The sequence below is a fragment of the Pseudomonas sp. FSL R10-0056 genome, from assembly GCF_009600105.1.
Classification (GTDB): Bacteria; Pseudomonadota; Gammaproteobacteria; order Pseudomonadales; family Pseudomonadaceae; genus Aquipseudomonas; species Aquipseudomonas bubulae.
Window position 1 is genome coordinate 33,656 of sequence record NZ_WIWL01000187.1, and the last position, 14,921, is coordinate 48,576.

19 protein-coding genes and 2 pseudogenes are annotated in these 14,921 nt (G+C 53.7%); 5 read left to right on the forward strand and 16 right to left on the reverse strand.

Annotated elements, in window-relative coordinates; genetic code table 11:
- Window positions 1-353 precede the first annotated feature (353 nt).
- Complete coding sequence (locus GHO42_RS15450; RefSeq protein ID WP_095002319.1) at window positions 354-560, forward strand: hypothetical protein; 207 nt, start codon at window positions 354-356, stop codon at window positions 558-560.
- A gap of 72 nt (window positions 561-632) precedes the next feature.
- On the opposite strand, the gene GHO42_RS15455 is transcribed toward GHO42_RS15450, so the two are convergent.
- The 7 genes from GHO42_RS15455 to GHO42_RS15485 form a co-directional block, all read right to left on the reverse strand.
- Complete coding sequence (locus GHO42_RS15455) at window positions 633-1,301, reverse strand: DUF3313 domain-containing protein (protein WP_095002318.1); 669 nt, start codon at window positions 1,299-1,301, stop codon at window positions 633-635.
- A gap of 245 nt (window positions 1,302-1,546) precedes the next feature.
- Entirely contained in the window at window positions 1,547-1,774 is a 228-nt protein-coding gene (locus tag GHO42_RS15460; RefSeq protein WP_095002317.1) for a hypothetical protein, read from the reverse strand.
- Window positions 1,775-2,204: 430 nt separating this feature from the next.
- Window positions 2,205-2,720, reverse strand: coding sequence for an ATP-binding protein (locus GHO42_RS15465; RefSeq protein ID WP_153328116.1), 516 nt, complete (start codon window positions 2,718-2,720; stop codon window positions 2,205-2,207).
- Between the two features lie 283 nt (window positions 2,721-3,003).
- Entirely contained in the window at window positions 3,004-3,198 is a 195-nt protein-coding gene (locus GHO42_RS15470) for a hypothetical protein (RefSeq protein ID WP_095018804.1), read from the reverse strand.
- Entirely contained in the window at window positions 3,195-3,926 is a 732-nt protein-coding gene (locus GHO42_RS15475; protein ID WP_153328119.1) for a zeta toxin family protein, read from the reverse strand. Before GHO42_RS15475 ends, GHO42_RS15470 begins: the two co-directional genes overlap by 4 nt.
- 161 nt (window positions 3,927-4,087) lie before the next feature.
- The gene (locus GHO42_RS15480; RefSeq protein WP_153328121.1) at window positions 4,088-4,462 is read right to left on the reverse strand and encodes a tautomerase family protein; all 375 of its coding nucleotides are present in this window, start codon (window positions 4,460-4,462) and stop codon (window positions 4,088-4,090) included.
- A gap of 6 nt (window positions 4,463-4,468) precedes the next feature.
- On the reverse strand, window positions 4,469-4,804 hold the full coding sequence (locus tag GHO42_RS15485; protein WP_178126987.1) for a carboxymuconolactone decarboxylase family protein: 336 nt from the start codon (window positions 4,802-4,804) through the stop codon (window positions 4,469-4,471).
- A 108-nt stretch (window positions 4,805-4,912) separates the two neighbouring features.
- Here GHO42_RS15485 and GHO42_RS15490 point away from each other — a divergent pair, with 108 nt between their 5' ends.
- The 4 genes from GHO42_RS15490 to GHO42_RS15505 all read left to right on the forward strand — a co-directional run bounded on the left by GHO42_RS15490 (window position 4,913) and on the right by GHO42_RS15505 (window position 8,147).
- Window positions 4,913-5,800: a LysR substrate-binding domain-containing protein gene (locus tag GHO42_RS15490; RefSeq protein WP_153328123.1), complete on the forward strand. Its 888-nt coding sequence runs from the start codon at window positions 4,913-4,915 to the stop codon at window positions 5,798-5,800.
- A 71-nt stretch (window positions 5,801-5,871) separates the two neighbouring features.
- Complete coding sequence (locus GHO42_RS15495; RefSeq protein WP_095024247.1) at window positions 5,872-6,477, forward strand: hypothetical protein; 606 nt, start codon at window positions 5,872-5,874, stop codon at window positions 6,475-6,477.
- Between the two features lie 97 nt (window positions 6,478-6,574).
- The gene (locus tag GHO42_RS26140; RefSeq protein WP_153328125.1) at window positions 6,575-6,817 is read left to right on the forward strand and encodes a hypothetical protein; all 243 of its coding nucleotides are present in this window, start codon (window positions 6,575-6,577) and stop codon (window positions 6,815-6,817) included.
- 412 nt (window positions 6,818-7,229) lie between these two features.
- Window positions 7,230-8,147: a hypothetical protein gene (locus GHO42_RS15505; RefSeq protein ID WP_153328127.1), complete on the forward strand. Its 918-nt coding sequence runs from the start codon at window positions 7,230-7,232 to the stop codon at window positions 8,145-8,147.
- Window positions 8,148-8,237: 90 nt separating this feature from the next.
- On the opposite strand, the gene GHO42_RS15510 is transcribed toward GHO42_RS15505, so the two are convergent.
- From GHO42_RS15510 to GHO42_RS15550, 9 genes and pseudogenes are all read right to left on the reverse strand, one after another.
- Window positions 8,238-9,308, reverse strand: coding sequence for a hypothetical protein (locus tag GHO42_RS15510; protein WP_153328129.1), 1,071 nt, complete (start codon window positions 9,306-9,308; stop codon window positions 8,238-8,240).
- A gap of 44 nt (window positions 9,309-9,352) precedes the next feature.
- Window positions 9,353-9,913, reverse strand: coding sequence for a lysis system i-spanin subunit Rz (locus tag GHO42_RS15515; RefSeq protein ID WP_095027278.1), 561 nt, complete (start codon window positions 9,911-9,913; stop codon window positions 9,353-9,355).
- Window positions 9,910-10,443 (reverse strand): annotated as a pseudogene (locus tag GHO42_RS15520) (glycoside hydrolase family 19 protein). The gene GHO42_RS15515 and the pseudogene GHO42_RS15520 overlap by 4 nt, the downstream one beginning before the upstream one ends.
- Window positions 10,444-10,501: 58 nt before the next feature.
- Complete coding sequence (locus GHO42_RS15525; protein ID WP_095024241.1) at window positions 10,502-10,774, reverse strand: hypothetical protein; 273 nt, start codon at window positions 10,772-10,774, stop codon at window positions 10,502-10,504.
- Window positions 10,775-10,798: 24 nt separating this feature from the next.
- Complete coding sequence (locus GHO42_RS15530) at window positions 10,799-11,092, reverse strand: hypothetical protein (RefSeq protein ID WP_153328131.1); 294 nt, start codon at window positions 11,090-11,092, stop codon at window positions 10,799-10,801.
- A gap of 281 nt (window positions 11,093-11,373) precedes the next feature.
- A pseudogene (locus tag GHO42_RS15535) lies at window positions 11,374-13,352 on the reverse strand (host specificity protein J); the annotation flags it as partial.
- A gap of 55 nt (window positions 13,353-13,407) precedes the next feature.
- Window positions 13,408-13,761: a hypothetical protein gene (locus GHO42_RS15540; RefSeq protein WP_095024239.1), complete on the reverse strand. Its 354-nt coding sequence runs from the start codon at window positions 13,759-13,761 to the stop codon at window positions 13,408-13,410.
- A gap of 65 nt (window positions 13,762-13,826) precedes the next feature.
- A complete protein-coding gene (locus tag GHO42_RS15545; protein ID WP_153328133.1) occupies window positions 13,827-14,408 on the reverse strand; it encodes a tail assembly protein in 582 nt (193 codons plus the stop codon).
- A 55-nt stretch (window positions 14,409-14,463) separates the two neighbouring features.
- On the reverse strand, window positions 14,464-14,895 hold the full coding sequence (locus GHO42_RS15550) for a hypothetical protein (RefSeq protein WP_153328135.1): 432 nt from the start codon (window positions 14,893-14,895) through the stop codon (window positions 14,464-14,466).
- Window positions 14,896-14,921: the final 26 nt, after the last annotated feature.

Here is a 14,921-nt window from a genome sequence, read left to right on the forward strand (position 1 = left end):
TCAACCAATCAACCCAATCCTTTGTAATGACGAGGCTTATACGCGAAGGCCGGAAAGACCGGAAAATGCGCAGGAAATGCACATAAATTAGACGAGTGATCCATTGGCGGACCGACAGACAGCAATTACCGCGCCATTATGAACAAAGTTGAACGTTACGCAGCGACTAACGGTGCACCGCTGGTCACCCTGATCGGTTCCTCAGATTCATGCCGGTACTTTCGGGCACAACCATGTCTACCGGGCTGTTTTCAGGCCCTTTTCGATGCGCGCCATCAATCCTACCCTAAACTTTAGTTATTACCGGTTACCGGTAGTAACAGGTTTAAAACCGCAACGATAAGGAGAGCATCATGTCTGAGCACTTCAAAAACCTCCGGGGCGATACCCCCTTTGGTGCTGCCAGCCCGGAAGGCAAACGTGAACTGGCCGTCGCGGCTGCTTTGACCTTGATCCAGTCCAAGGTGCTGAACTCAGCCAGCTCCGGTCAGTTACAGACAGAGATGAATAACCTGAGCAAGTACGCCGATCAGATTCAGGCGGCACTTGAAGTCGTGTGAAGGAGCCAGACAAATCGCAGACAAAAAAAAGCCCGCCTTTCGGCGAGCCCCGGACCAACCCTTGACCGGCTTTCAATGGCGGCTGGACAAGTATTCGCGGCGCATATCAAGCGCCCAGCCATCGAGCACCAGCTTGAAATCATCCAGCGTCATGACCTGAGAATCATTTTCCAGCGCCAACCCTGTCCCCTTGCGCACCACTTGCGCGACCACCTGCTGGTCAGCGGCATCGATCACGGCGATCTCGGTGCTGATTTCACTGTCCTGATCACGCATCCCGACCGCCGTGCTGACCCCAGCGGCGAGCAGGGTCACGGGCAAATACTCATAAAACCGCAGGCCCTGGGTACTAGCCGAGAGCGAGACTATGGCCGGCCTGACAATCAGCGTGCCAGGGCCCGGGGCCGCGACAACCGTCATGACCTTGCCCAGTTCGCGCTTGAGCGCAGCATCGTAATAACCGGTTACGGCCGACAGCGTGGACTGTGGCCCCCGCCCGGTCGGTAGCACCCACGGGTAAAACTGGCTTGGCTCGATATAGACGCCGGTGTAATGGCTGATATCCAGATCAGGGCTTACCCAGGACAGTACGGCCTGCCCGGAAGGCAACTGCTTTTGCGCCAACTGGCTGTAATCGGACAGATAGCCCGAAAACTCTTCGGGCGGGATGGTCTTGCTGGCACAGGCCGCAAGCAAAATGGACAAGGCAGCCAGCAGCGGCAGCGAAAGACTGGTTCGCATGGAGCAGGAATTCCCGGGACGATGTTTTACAGGAGGGTTCTCATCAGCCCCGGGTGCCAGAACGAGCGTGGCGGGACTAATTGCGCACAGCTTGCCTGAACGCAATTGCTGGCAGATGTCCGGTTTGTTTCCGCAAAGCAGGGATATTGCAGAGGTGAAACAAATGGCGGGAATGGATTGAGCCAGCAGTTAATAACCTGAAGCGCAGCGTGGATGACACGCTGCGCAGTTAAAGCACCAGAGGATCAGTCGTCCCTGTCATCACGATCGCGATTGCGGTCATAACGGCGATCATTGTCGCGACGATCGTAGCCGCGGTCATAACCCCGATCATCATGCCCGCGATCGTATCCACGGCCCGAGTCGTAACCTCGATCGTGACCATGCCGCCCCCCGTCGTACCAGACAGGCGCGCAGCCGCCCAGCAGAAAAGCGCCTGAGACGGCCAGGATCAATAGGGTTGTGCGCTTCATTTGAACGTCCTGAAAGAAAAGGTCATAAATATGACAATAAAAACGACCAATGATTCCTCGACACCCGCGGCTGCTCCCGCCCTCGCAAAGACTGCGTACTGGGGCACACGCCCTACCTGACCCAACCACTTTCGCCTGCTTGGTGTTGGTTAATTGGGGAGCAGAATGAGAACCGACGGTCAATAAATCTGCAAAAAGCAGTGCAAGTTGACCTGATCAAGCTTCAATTACAGGTATAGAACCGCACCGAACAACCAGCGCCAACGACAGCCTGTCGCTAACTGCCCGATCCCTCACGGGAGGTCGCATCGGAGTGTGATCCGGGGCTGCCGGCCAGCGCACAAGCGCAGCTGACAAGCATCAGGCAGATCGCACTCCGATGCGGACAGATAACCGGCTCCAGGAGAACCGGGAGGCGCATTGAACGCCTTCAGAGCAGACTCGCCCTGGATAAAAGCGTTTCAGTGATCAGCGCCACAGCCTGCGCCTTAGAAGTCAAGGCCGTGTCGATGCTGAATGGAGCAGTGCCCCACGCCTCATATTCATGATCGAGAACAGACTGCCAGGTTGGGGGCGTCAACCCGGGAATATCGACCTCCCTGGTTTCCACCCGACGCTGGTGCTCGCGCCTGTCAGAACAGATCACCTGAATGTTGACCAAGGGCACATCAGCACGCTGAGCAATATCACTCCATGCCTGTCGGCTTTCAACGACCGGGTTTACACAGTCGACTATAACCGTGTGGCCAAAACGAAGATTGCTCAGAGCAAGCTCATTGGCGACCATGTAACCGCTCTTGCCCACCTCTTTTGCAAGAACGCCGGCGTTTCGAATCGCCTGTTCGATGGTATCGACCCTTAGGTAGACGGCACCCGTTCTGCCCGCAAGCTCGCTTGCGATAGTCGTTTTTCCGGTGCCTGGAAGGCCGCTGAAGACAATAAGCATTTTATGTCCTTGAATGGGTCTGGTGACTGCCCGTTATACGCAGGAACCGGGCCACTTCAGCATCTACTACCACTCAATCGATAGCGTTGCCTCTACCCGAAGCGTGGCCTCTGGGTGGTGCAGATCCGGAGTACTGGTGGGAGCGTCATAAATAGCTGACTCGTAGACACACAGAAGAAAGCTGAGCGCTTTGTGGGTGCGATGGTTTCTCTCGGAAGCAACTGGCAGACTGCCAAATGAAAAAACCCAGCACGAGGGCTGGGTTTAGGACGTCCGGAGAAGGCTATTTGCGTTTCGTGATCAGAAATTCGCCAGACTTAACTGAGCGAATAACATCCTTCTGCTCGTTGATGGCGACATTGGCTGCCATGAGATAAACCGCTCGCCTTTCCTCCACGGAGCCGTGGCGGAAAAACTCAGACATCTTCGAAGAGGCATTCACCTTCGTCGAAGCGACTGCTGCATTTTCGCCTTTCATTGGGGTACTCCGTTCAAAATTCTTTCAAGCTCGAGGTGATCATAGGGCTGGTTGACGAACCCGTCAATTTCACCAGCTGAAAGGTCGATCCCAATGTCTTCATTTCCACCATCGATATCCTTGATGATTACATCTACCTGCAAAGCAGCGTCAAATTCACGCTTAAGCGCGCAAACAGATGCCTTTGCAGCATAGAACTGCCTGACAAACTCTAAACAGGGAATGTTCCTTCCAACTTTTTTCTCCCTTGCAAGCACAAACTCCCATGCAAGTTCTGGCCTCTGGTACACGTAGATAATTTGGGCCGACCTGTTTTCTTTATCAAGAGCGCGGGAGATATTCCGCCTTGCTACATCGAGATTCGCAAGTGTCCCATCCAGCAAAAAAGACTGACGCTGCTGGTAAACCAAGTCCAAAGTGCGCTCAACAAAAGTGGTCACCCCTCGCTGGAAAAGACTGGAGTTAAGCCCCGTGTATTCAGGGAAGTAGCACCGGAAATCATCCGGATCGATTCGTAACGCACACGATCCTCCGGCCTGCATCATTTGAATAAACGCCCTGGACACTTCAGTTTTCCCTGCTCCTGGCGACCCCGCCATAAACACCGAGACGGGGTACTCATCGCACGGATATCGATCCAAGGATGCCAATTCCCGGGCAACGCTAGTTCGATTTAGCTTTGCAAACGCTACGGCGCGCTCAGAAACGGCCTGCTCTTCCCCGGGCATGGTCTCATCCTTAACGAGAACCAAGACTCTACCACCTAATGCTTGGGTCAAGTCATGATAAACCATGCCCCGCGTGATCAAGGGCTGCGTGGCTTTTCGCCATTATCTCAGAATTAAAAGATGCACAGCATGGTGTTGCAAATCCCCGCAAAGTCCGGGAGCTAGTTACCCCGACCGCCAGCAAACGACCAATCCTCACTGCCTATGGTGGTAATTACCACCATGACATCTTCCTCGCTAAGCCCAGTAGCCTCGTTAAGTTTCTCGACCAGAGTGCGGTAGAAATGCTGTTTCGTTTCGACGCTTCGTGAACGGCCAGCGGTGATAGCAATCAACACAAAATCATGACTGCGCGGCCCGCCCAGGTACTCGGGATTGAAAATCAGCTCACCGACATCATGCTGATGGATGACCTGGAAGCGATCTGCGCCAGGCACCTCAAAACTCTCGACCAGAGCGTCATGCACCCCTTGGGATAGCGCCTGCAGATACGCAGCGGACTTTCCGCGATGCAGTGAAATACGTGCAAATGGCATAAATAGTTACCCTTGGCTGGGAGCACGACTGGCTTGCACATCGCGGAGCTGCTTCAGGCCAGAAGCAGCCGTCGGCCAGCCTGAATAGAACGCCAGATGGGTCATGACTTCCTCCAATTCATCATCACTCAAACCGTTGTCCAGCGCTCGACTCAAATGGAACGGCAGTTGCTCCAGCCGGTACAGCGCCACTAGGGCAGCCACCGTCACCAGGCTGCGCTCACGGGGTGTCAATTGCGTTCGCTTCCACATATCACCAAACAGGGTATGGTCAGTTAAATCGGCAAACTTTTGCGGGAATCTGCCCACGTGCTCTCGCCCGCTTTCCTTTAATGTATTCACGACCTTAATCCCCGAATTACCTTGTCAATCGGGCAAAACTATCAAGTCGCGGTAATTGCGAATATCAGATTTAATAGGAGCAACTGTTCCAAATTTGTGGATTATCCGATGCGCCGTCCAACTTTCGATCTCGATGTATTGCGCACCTTCGTCACCGGCGTTGAGTTCAACAGCTTTGCCAAGGCTGCGGATTGCCTCGGTCGATCTACGTCCGCAGTGAGCGCTCAATTGAAGAAACTTGAAGAGCAGATGGGCACCCCGGTGTTGGCCAGATCAGGACGTGGCCTGGTCTTGACACCTGTGGGAGAAACCCTGCTCAGCCACGCCCGCCGGCTACTGGAGCTCAACGACGGGATTTTCTTTAGCCTGCATGAAAGCCAGACGACCGGAACCGTTCGCTTCGGAGTTCAAGAAGATTTTGGGGAGCATTTCCTCAGCGACATCCTGCGACGCTTCGTTCAAGCCTACCCAATGGTGAATCTTGAAGTCAGGATTGCGCGAAACGCTGAATTACTTTCAATGGTAGAAAGCACCGGCCTGGACTTGGCCCTAACATGGGACACGGAGCGCAATTCGCCGCTTGCGACGAGACTGGGTGAAACGCCGATGCACTGGATCGAGGCTCGTAACACACGACTGCCAACCATGATGGATGACTCACCGCTGCCATTGATCCTGTTTGATGCGCCGTGCGTGTTGCGCAGTGCCGCCACCCAGGCACTGGATGCGGCGAATATCCCCTGGCGAATCGCCCTGACCAGCCCCAGCGTTGCCGGTATATGGGCCGCCGTTGCTGCTGGATTAGGCTTGACGCTAAGAACCCGCATCGGGCTACCGGGCCATCTCGACATCGTTTCAGGCTTGCCCCCTGTACCACACCTTGGTTACATGATTCATAGCTGTACTGAGGCTCCCACACCAGCCACGCGTGAACTCGCAGCATTGATCAAAGCGAGCCTACAAGAGCCGGCATTCAATTTTGCAGTTTCAAAATAAATTCTTAGCTTGAATCAAGCAGCCCAGACGTCGAACTAGCGGCTTATCGCGCAGCAAATGGAGTTGCCCCTATGAAAAAACACACCTTGTATGCGCTGTTGGTACTGCTCGCGGGATGCAGTACAGGGCCCTATCTGCATCCAGAATCAGCCGTGGGCCAAAACGCCCTCCTCGAGCGTACCTGCCCCGGGCCAAAGGCGGCGATGAGCTATACGCCTCTTTCTGAAGAACTCGACTGGGTTCATGTGCTGGTTTATGCAGCACCGCCGGGTACATCCAGCTGGCCAAGCAACAAGCGCTCAACTGACACGGAACTGCGCCTCTTCGGTCGCCTGTACAAACCGCCTTACCTGCTCAACCTGAACACCCCGGAACAACGCAGCGCGGCGCTCAAACAGACCCCACCCGACCTTTGGGTGAGTGCCGCATCGCCCATGGTCACCGTGCAACTGGCTACAGGGCAGTCTTATCAGGTCAGCGTTGAACAGCTGGAAACCGGTTTTGATCCGAGGAAAATCTTCCACGCGGGCTTCAAGGGAACGCCCTTGGGCAAAGGGGATATGGATGACTTCACCGTAACCTTTCCGGATATTTTCGTGAACGGTGAGAAAGTCCCGATGGCACCTGTCCACTTCAAGAAGCGCGAAGAACGCTACGCACCGGTATTCAACTGCTGAATAACAAATCAAGTAGCGACTCGCTCGCTTTGGGCAAGCAAAGGCCTATAACCACATTCCGGCGAATGAGCGGCCAACCTTTCATGAGATTCGAGCGTTGGGTGCCTGGCTATATGAGCAACAGGGATTTGCTCAGGATAACATTCAGGGTTTGATGGGGTATGCCGATGTGAAAATGACAGAGCATTATCAGTCCGGGCATGGGCCGGAGGCTGTGATTTATCACAAGGTCAAAGCCGATCTGAAACTGCTGCGCGTTGGTGGTTTGCCCAATGATTGGCCAAAGTTTTCCCAAACGAGAACAACAAAAAAGGGCCCACCTTTCGGTGAGCCCTTCTAGACCGCCCAGCAGAGCGGATTTTGTTTGGTAGGCGCGATTGGACTCGAACCAACGACGCCCACCATGTCAAGGTTGACCGTTGAACTAACGTAAGTCATTGAAATACATAGGATTTATTTATTGCTAAGACTGTGCAAAACCAGGACAACTACCCTATAAAAATCAATAACTTAGAGCTGTATTTTGCTACAGCTTTACTGCACTCCCTATGATGGCATACTGTTGGAAATTGCGACGTATCCTTGTGATGACACTATGTGCTTCATAGGGGGCCTGCAAAGCCTTCAGTAAGTCCCCGACATTGCCTTTCCGCCGACTAAGCACCAGTAAACACTGGACTCCAGCAACAGGCGCTCGTTTAACATCATTCGTGATATCGTTTTTAATAACTACCCTTTAAAGGATGCTGGCCATGCAGGTACCACAGACGTTATGCCCGTATACAAACCAACCGTTAGCTTCCATTGAGCGAATCAATGAGGAGCACGTGTTGCCGGTGGCAATTGGCGCGCCAACGAAGTTCTTTGTCATTGCTTCTGAATCGGAAAATAGCAGACTAAACGAATTAATCGATGCTCCTTTTTCTAACGACCAACTAATTCGTTTCCTAGCAATGAGCCAAGGTGTTGTATCTAGATCTGGACCTGTCATAGCCAACCTCCCTGCCATACTTGTATCTAATGGTGACGCTCTGAAAACATCATTTTCACTAAATGAAATTAGTTTTAGATTTGCGAATCCGGTAGTTACCGATCCAGCAACTGGAAAAATAAAAGCAGTCAAAGGGTTTGGCGACGCAGCCAAGGCACATGCTCAGAGAGTAAAGAAAGATCATGCAAAAAAGAAAATATCGATAGATATTGGTGAATCCATCATCACACCAAACCCCAAGATACATACATCATTCAGCTGCGATACTTATCTAGTACAAAAAGAGCTACTGAAAATTGCTTATTTAATGACTGTCTGGTGCTTTGGAGACAGTGCCATCAACTCAGAAAGTGGGGAGATATATCGCCTAGGGCTAGCAACAACACTGGATGAAGAGTTCGCTTCGATTGGCATGAAAGGTGGGACTAATAGCATTCATGGTATCTCATGTAAAAAAGAGCATGGCACTCATGTGTTGCTTTCTATGGTGCTTGGCAGACAGCTGGTCACGTCAGTAACTATTTTCGGAATTTTTTCAGCAGTTTTCATAACCTCTGCCTCAGGTATCTCCGCTGAGGAGTATGAAGGGTTTTCCATTACGATAGATCTATTAAAGGGCACATTTTCGCAGACGGAAGCAATCCAAGCCGTGATGGCCAATGTCGAAACTAACTCATGATGTAGTCATATCTCGCCCAACCACGAATAGCTTCATTTAAAAACACCAACCTAAGGAGATTGTATTCCCCTTAGGCTCTTACAGATTTCCTCAATCCTCTTTAGAAGCAACAGCCTCTTCATAACCACCCTGATCTTTTATTTCCGTGACCTTCTCGATCTCTGCCTTTACAACTTTTCCTGCTCGCGTTTTCGTTCTAAGTTGGAGCAGCACTACTTTACCACCCCACTCAGCGTCCTGAATCACATCAAGTATAGCGTCCGTCACGAAAGACCCATCCTTAGGCAAAGTCGCATTAACTTCGCCGCCTCTCACAACATCAAAAAGCTTAAACTTATAGTCTTCGCCTGATGAGTGATCTACACCACGCATGAGGAAAACACTCGCCACCCTGTCATCTACTGCAACATTTCGAGAAGCATTGCTAATCTCATCAACAACGATACCAGGAACCTTCGCCCCCTGAACCTCTATATATTCAGCATCAACAGTGCCTGCAATAAATTTGTTATAGGTCCCTGCCATGTGATCAGAAATGGTTTGCACTTGCGGCATTTTGTCTAGAACCTTACCGTAAAGCTCCGCATTTTTAGCTGTTTGTTCCGAGTTCATATCTTTATATAAGCTTAGAGTCCTAATACGCTCATTGCGCTCAGCCTCGTTATCTAGATTCTGGAGCTCAGCCAGTCTTGTGGCCTTTTGCGTCTCTATATAGGAGTTAAATCCATACCCACCAATGGCTAAAGTGCCAATAGCCAAAATAGCAATAAGCTTATGCCTTGAGTCCATAGTTTTAAACCCCTCAGCTATTCCTGTAGCAATGATACCTACATGCGCTTCTAGTGCAGCAAAAAAACCTGAGCTACCGTCCTTAACTTCTACTAATATCTTTAAATCTTGCCTATCCGCCTTGGTAAGCCTACGGCTAGAATCCGAATAGCGAACCAAAGCAAATGATTTGTTTATTGTTTTCTGCAAGTCTAAAAAAGACTCCATAAGCTCTGGAGTAATTGTCGAGTGATAACGCTCGCCTTTCACATGCATTTCGAATCGAGGCCAATTTTTAAACTCCACCTCTGGAACTTCGAAGTTTTCATCGTCTAACAATTTCTGCAATAGATTGAGTGCAGCATTATCATTCTTAATAACTAGCTTAGTCACAAACGCCATCCCTGCCCAAAAAGCTGGCAATTTACCATCACGCCTCAAAGTATGCATCCACTTAAATTATTCATTGCTACTATCAGGCGGATTAGAAACTCTTCAGCATAAGTTTGGCAGGCCTGCAATGCGATCAGTCCTTGATCCCCATCGCCGGTGATTCCGATAATTCGTTGAGCGTGCGCTGGGGCAAGTCGGGCTCTATGGGCGCCATAAACCACGCCGCCGGCGCCGGTGGCGGGTTGCACTGCGTCACAACCAGTTGCGGAGGCGTCGAGTTGGACTGACAGCCGCAGGTCAGCAGTAGCAAGGCGATCACGCAGGCGTGCTTGTTTGGTTTTCTCATCTGTCAGGGCTCGGTAATGGGATTGGTCGCTGGCTGCCAGCCATTGCTCCAGCGCAAGACGCTTGCCCTGCTCCGCCAGAATTTGCGCGGAGTTGGCATTGGCCAGATGGGTGCGTTCGGTTTGGTGGGCAGCTTCCTTAGCGGCCAGTTGCTGGCCGTAGGTGTTGGCCTGCCACGTCCATGCGGCCCACGCACTGCCAGCCATCAGGGCCAGGATAATCAGCAGCACCCCGCCCCACTTCACCGCGTCGATGTTCACGCCAACACCTTGAGCGCCCGGGCATACAGCGCCTGCCGATCGGCCGCGCCGTTCTGGCCACCGTTGATGCGCTGGGTGATCCTGTCGAACTGACCCGCGTCGGCCAAGGTGCTCAGGCCATTAGTCGCCCAGAACCATGCCGCTGACATGCATGCGTGCGGTGGTTTCTCCTGCAGCTCAGGCTGCTTGATCAGGTCAAGCCCCAGCCCTTCGCCGCACGCCATGTAGTTGGCCCGGCCCGTGATCTGGATCAGGCCACGCCCTCGGTACTTGGAGCCGTCGCCTACTACGGTGTTGCCCAGGTCTTTGCGGCCCTCGTATTTGGTTTGAGCGAGCGTGGGGCCCCAGATTTATTTGACATATTTAAGCTGGCCGGATTCGTGGCCAATCTGGGCGATAAATGCGACTCCTCGCTTGGCGCCCACAATCTGGTACCGGCCCATCGCGGTGTTTAAGACAGGAACAAAAACGCCAGCAACATGGCTGGCGTTCGGGAGGATCTGTAACAGTTGCTGCGTGGTGATGGGCATGACTTTCTCCCGGCAAAAAAATACCCGCACTCGGCGGGGCTCGGTGTTGCTGTTGATGTCAGCTTGGGCGTTCTGGCCGCTGGCTTGAGTCGGGATAGCCCTCGCCCCCCAACTTCCAGGCTCGAACCTGGGTGCGATAGTCACGCCACAGGCGCTCCGTGCCCGCTACCTGCTCCCCGTCCTCAATGGCCTCCAGTTGCTCAGCCACGAACTTACGCTCCTGCTCGACCCACTGGACTTCGACAGCAATCAAAGGCGCCAAGCATGCAGTCTCGGCCTCAGCTTTGATATCTGCTGCCTTGCGCAGCTCTGACCAGTCAATATTGCTCATGGGCTGGCTCCTTGGTTACGTCAGTTAACGGCCTGGGAAACTCAACTGGCCCATTTTAGTAATAGTGAGGGGCACGGGGAACGCTTGCGCCTGACTGAAGTTCGCGGGGTTTGGCAGGATCAGGGTCAGTTCAAGCTCGCCGTTTACTCGTGTCACATCCCCGGCAAACCAGTCTGATTCGATTGCAGACCGGGGCAATATGTCGCCTTCCTCAACTGCCGGAAAATCAAAAGGCTCATCATTTACAATCAGCAAATCACCACGTCTGACAACGCTCAACGTATCGTCGCGCCGTTGCGGGCTTAGGAATATTTTCATTATTTCAACCGCCCTGAAGATTGGAAAGACGCAACAAACGAGCCTGCCGCCAATATTCCATATTCCATTGGCGGGTGTACATAGGCGGGTGCATGGCCAGTATTAACCCCGACATAAAGTACACTCGAGTTCATCCAATAAGTTTGCATGAGTGTATAGAGCGCATTTCCAGTGCCATCCTGTCCGGTCGTAAACGAGAGTGTGACGTTATGTGCAGGCTGGCCAACAAAGGTGGCTGGCTGCAAGGCGCCATCCCAAGCCTGCCCGCGCCCTGCGGGAAGATCCACGTCATAGGCGACAGCGCCGGGAACCGACTCCCAGGCGATGCTCATGGTGGTCACCACCAAGCCTTGGGCAATCGACGAATTCGACGTCAGCGCCACACTGGCCGGCGCCGGCACCACGGTGATCGAGATCACGCTGATGGGGCGCTCTTCCAGGCGGGCCGGTATCGATATGCGCGAACTTGCTCGGGTCGTACTGCACGGCCGATATTTCGAATACACCGGCTTCCGGCCGCGACACGCTGGTGACCCGGTAAAGCGGTACCGCCAGATCGTCAGCATCCAGGCACCACACCAGTTCCGGTTCAGGCGCAACAGAGTACGCCGTTGTCACCGTCACCTTGCGCCCGCTGACCAGCTGGATCGTCTGCCCCTCGCACTTGCCATCAGGCAAGTTGAGAATCAGGCGATCGCCCGGCTTGGCCGAGGTCTCGCGGTCCAGGGTAATGACCTTGCCGGCAACCGCCGCCACCAGCCCGCCCACTGGCCGCCCTGCAATCAACTCGTCAGCAATCGGGATCACATACCCCGGCAGCGGGATACGCCCGGCCAAGCCCGTTCTGAACGTCACCGCCCGATCCTTGGCATTGGTCAGCAGCGCACTTACCCCGGCGCTGCGCCTCTGATTCGCAGGTGCAGCCAATCGCGCTGATGTCCAACGGGCTGTCGCCATAGCGGCGCTGCAACTTACTGTCGGTCACCGCGGTGACATCGGTGTCGTAGTTGTTGGCCAGGTTGTCGTAGCTGATCATTGCGCGGCTGTAGCGGGTGCGCTCCGAGGCACTGGCATAGGTGAACTTACCGTCGATGACATTGGCACGGGTGTAGGCAAAATCAAAATCAGTGGAGCGCGGCATATCCGACAGCGAGAACACCTGACCCTGCGCCCAGTAGGTCATGCCGCGGTAAATCGCCGAAATATCCCGCAGCAGCGTCCAGGCATCCGCCTTGCCCTGCAGGTTCAGGTTGCAGATAAAACGCGGTTCCAAGCCGCCCCTGCCGTCCGGCACCAGTTGGTCGCAGTACTGGGCGATGCGGTACAGCTCCCACTTATCTACCTGCCAGGGCTTGATGCGCCGGCCGAGGCCGAAGCGGTCGTTGACCGTAATGTCGTGGGTCATCCATACCGGGTTGTCAGTCCAGGCCTGCTTGAAGGTGCCGTCCCAGATACCCGTGTGCGACCGGCTCCGCGGATCGTAATTGCTGGGCACGGCGATTTTGCGCGCGTCACACTCAACCGTGATCGCAGGGATATTGCGGAACTGCTCAGCAGAGAATTCGATATAGAGCAGCGCGGTGTTCGGATAGCGCAGCTTGGCGTCGATGACCTCGGTGTAACCTGCGATCTGCATGGTGTCGGCAATTTTGTTGCTGTTCTGGTTCAGCGTAATCCGAGTGACGCGCAACATCCAGCCACTTGCGGCCTTGGGCAAGTCAACGCGCCGGGTGCGCTCGTAGGTGCTGGTGGTCTTGCCGTCCACGGCCTCGCTCAATACCTGCTGATAGGCACCGCCATCCGTAGCTACCTCAACCTTGTACTCGATCCGGTAGCCGTTGATATTTCCGCTCTCGTCGATTGATTGCAACATGGGCCAGGCAAAGCGCAGGCGTACTGCGGACAGCTGGGTGTTGTTGATCGACCTCACCCACGGCGTGCCGCTGCGCAGCTCAATGCCCAAGGTGGTTTCGTTTTCGACCGAGGGAATACCGGGGATATAAGGCTGCTCCACGGAGCCGGAGCGCCATTCCCACTTTACGTTCGGGAAGTTCAAGTTGCCCTGTTCGTCCTGCAGCGGGGTATTGTCGAGGTAGATATTTTGGGCCGTGGGGATGCCGTCGAATTCACCCTCGCCGACCGCGATCAGCATCTTCGCCAAGGCAATCGAGCGCAGGCTGTCCGGGGCTTCGGTTGGGGTTTTCGGCTTGTCGGAACCGCCCTTGGCACCGTGGATATCGAGTAGCTGTGCTGCGCCCATGTTTTCCTCCAGACGAAAAAAAACCCGCTAACGCGGGTCCGTACTTTCTGAAATCCTACTTTTCGTATGAAACAACAAGCTTGTTGTCTACGAGATGTTTTGACACTTCATAGTCTGGATTGAAGGTAGCTATGTTGTGCGCAGCAATCACTGCAGCAGAAGCAATCCCTACAATCCCAGTCACTCCACCCAGCATGGACGCGCCAATCGATGCAATTCTACCGCTTGTGTAAATGCGGCAGGTCAAACCCTGCTTTTCAATTTCGGCTTCGAGCAGGCTAACAGCATCAATCATCTTGCCATTAAGCCCCAATATCTCGAATGACGCTCGCTTGCGTATGAGCTCAGTACCTCTGGTATGAATTTCTTCAAAAGAGATGGTAGGCGTTTGAGTGATTTCCGATGTCATTACAACATTTCCTTTTTTTGAAGTACGCCATTATAATGATATCAGTACTTGTTTCCACCCGACCTCTAGACTTGATCTTCCGCATAGACCGCAGTACTGATAATGGCGCCACCCCAGCGACGGCGCCCGTAGCAGAGCGAAACAGGATTGCCGGAGGCCGTAGAGTTCTTGGCGCTACCGAAGGCGTAGCCGGGGGTGTTCTCGGGAGCCGCGCTGGTTTTTAGGCCTCCCGCCTGGGGGCTGAGCATTTGGATTACGCCACCACCGACCAAACCCACGCCCAACTGAACAGCCCAAGGTTGCTTAAAGTAGCTGCCTGCCACAATGAGTACCGCACCAATGATGGTTTGAAGAAGCCCTGCCCGCTTACTGCCGACTACGACAGGAGCAATGCGTATATCGCCAGCCCCACAGTAGCCAAGCTCATCTTGTCCAATGTTTGTTTTGCCCCGGAATACGGTGAATTCAAGCCCTCTGGATTTGGCATTCGACAGGAAACGCTCGAAGCCAGGGACCTGGACGCAGAGAGCCCTGACGGCTTCTGCTGGTGATTTAACGGCCAGTCTGAATGAGCGACCAAATTGGCGTAATGGGCCGTACAACCGGATGGTCGTCACGGGTTGGTAGTTGATTGCCGAACCCTGCATTACTTTTCTCCGGACATTAAAAAACCGCCCGGAGGCGGCTTTTAAAGATTGGAACTCAGTTGTAATCGACATAGGGGCCGATATAGAAGCCGCTCATATCACCACTGATCCTGTAGAGGCTTTCTTTGTTGGCTTGAATACTGGCTGAAATGGTTCGAATCGCCGCGCCAGCACACAGGCCGGAGCCAGCCAATCCAGCCCCCAGATTTATATTGCCGGCAGGCAGATAAAAGCTCGCGCGCTGACTGGTGCCAATCTTGCCAGCTTTGCGCCCATCGACGTACACGACGATATCGCAACCAGATCCAACCATCCCGGAATCCCGGACGACTGTAATCACACCACTCTCACCCGCGGGCTTTGACTGGAAAGCATAAAGCTCATCAGATGGAACCGGCTTTGCCTGGCTGACTGGGATGGGTGAAGACGCACACCCTGAATCGCCCCTAGTTTCGTAGACACCTCCAAGCCTTAAAATGAGGCCCATTAGGAGGTGCCATGAGCAACCAGCGA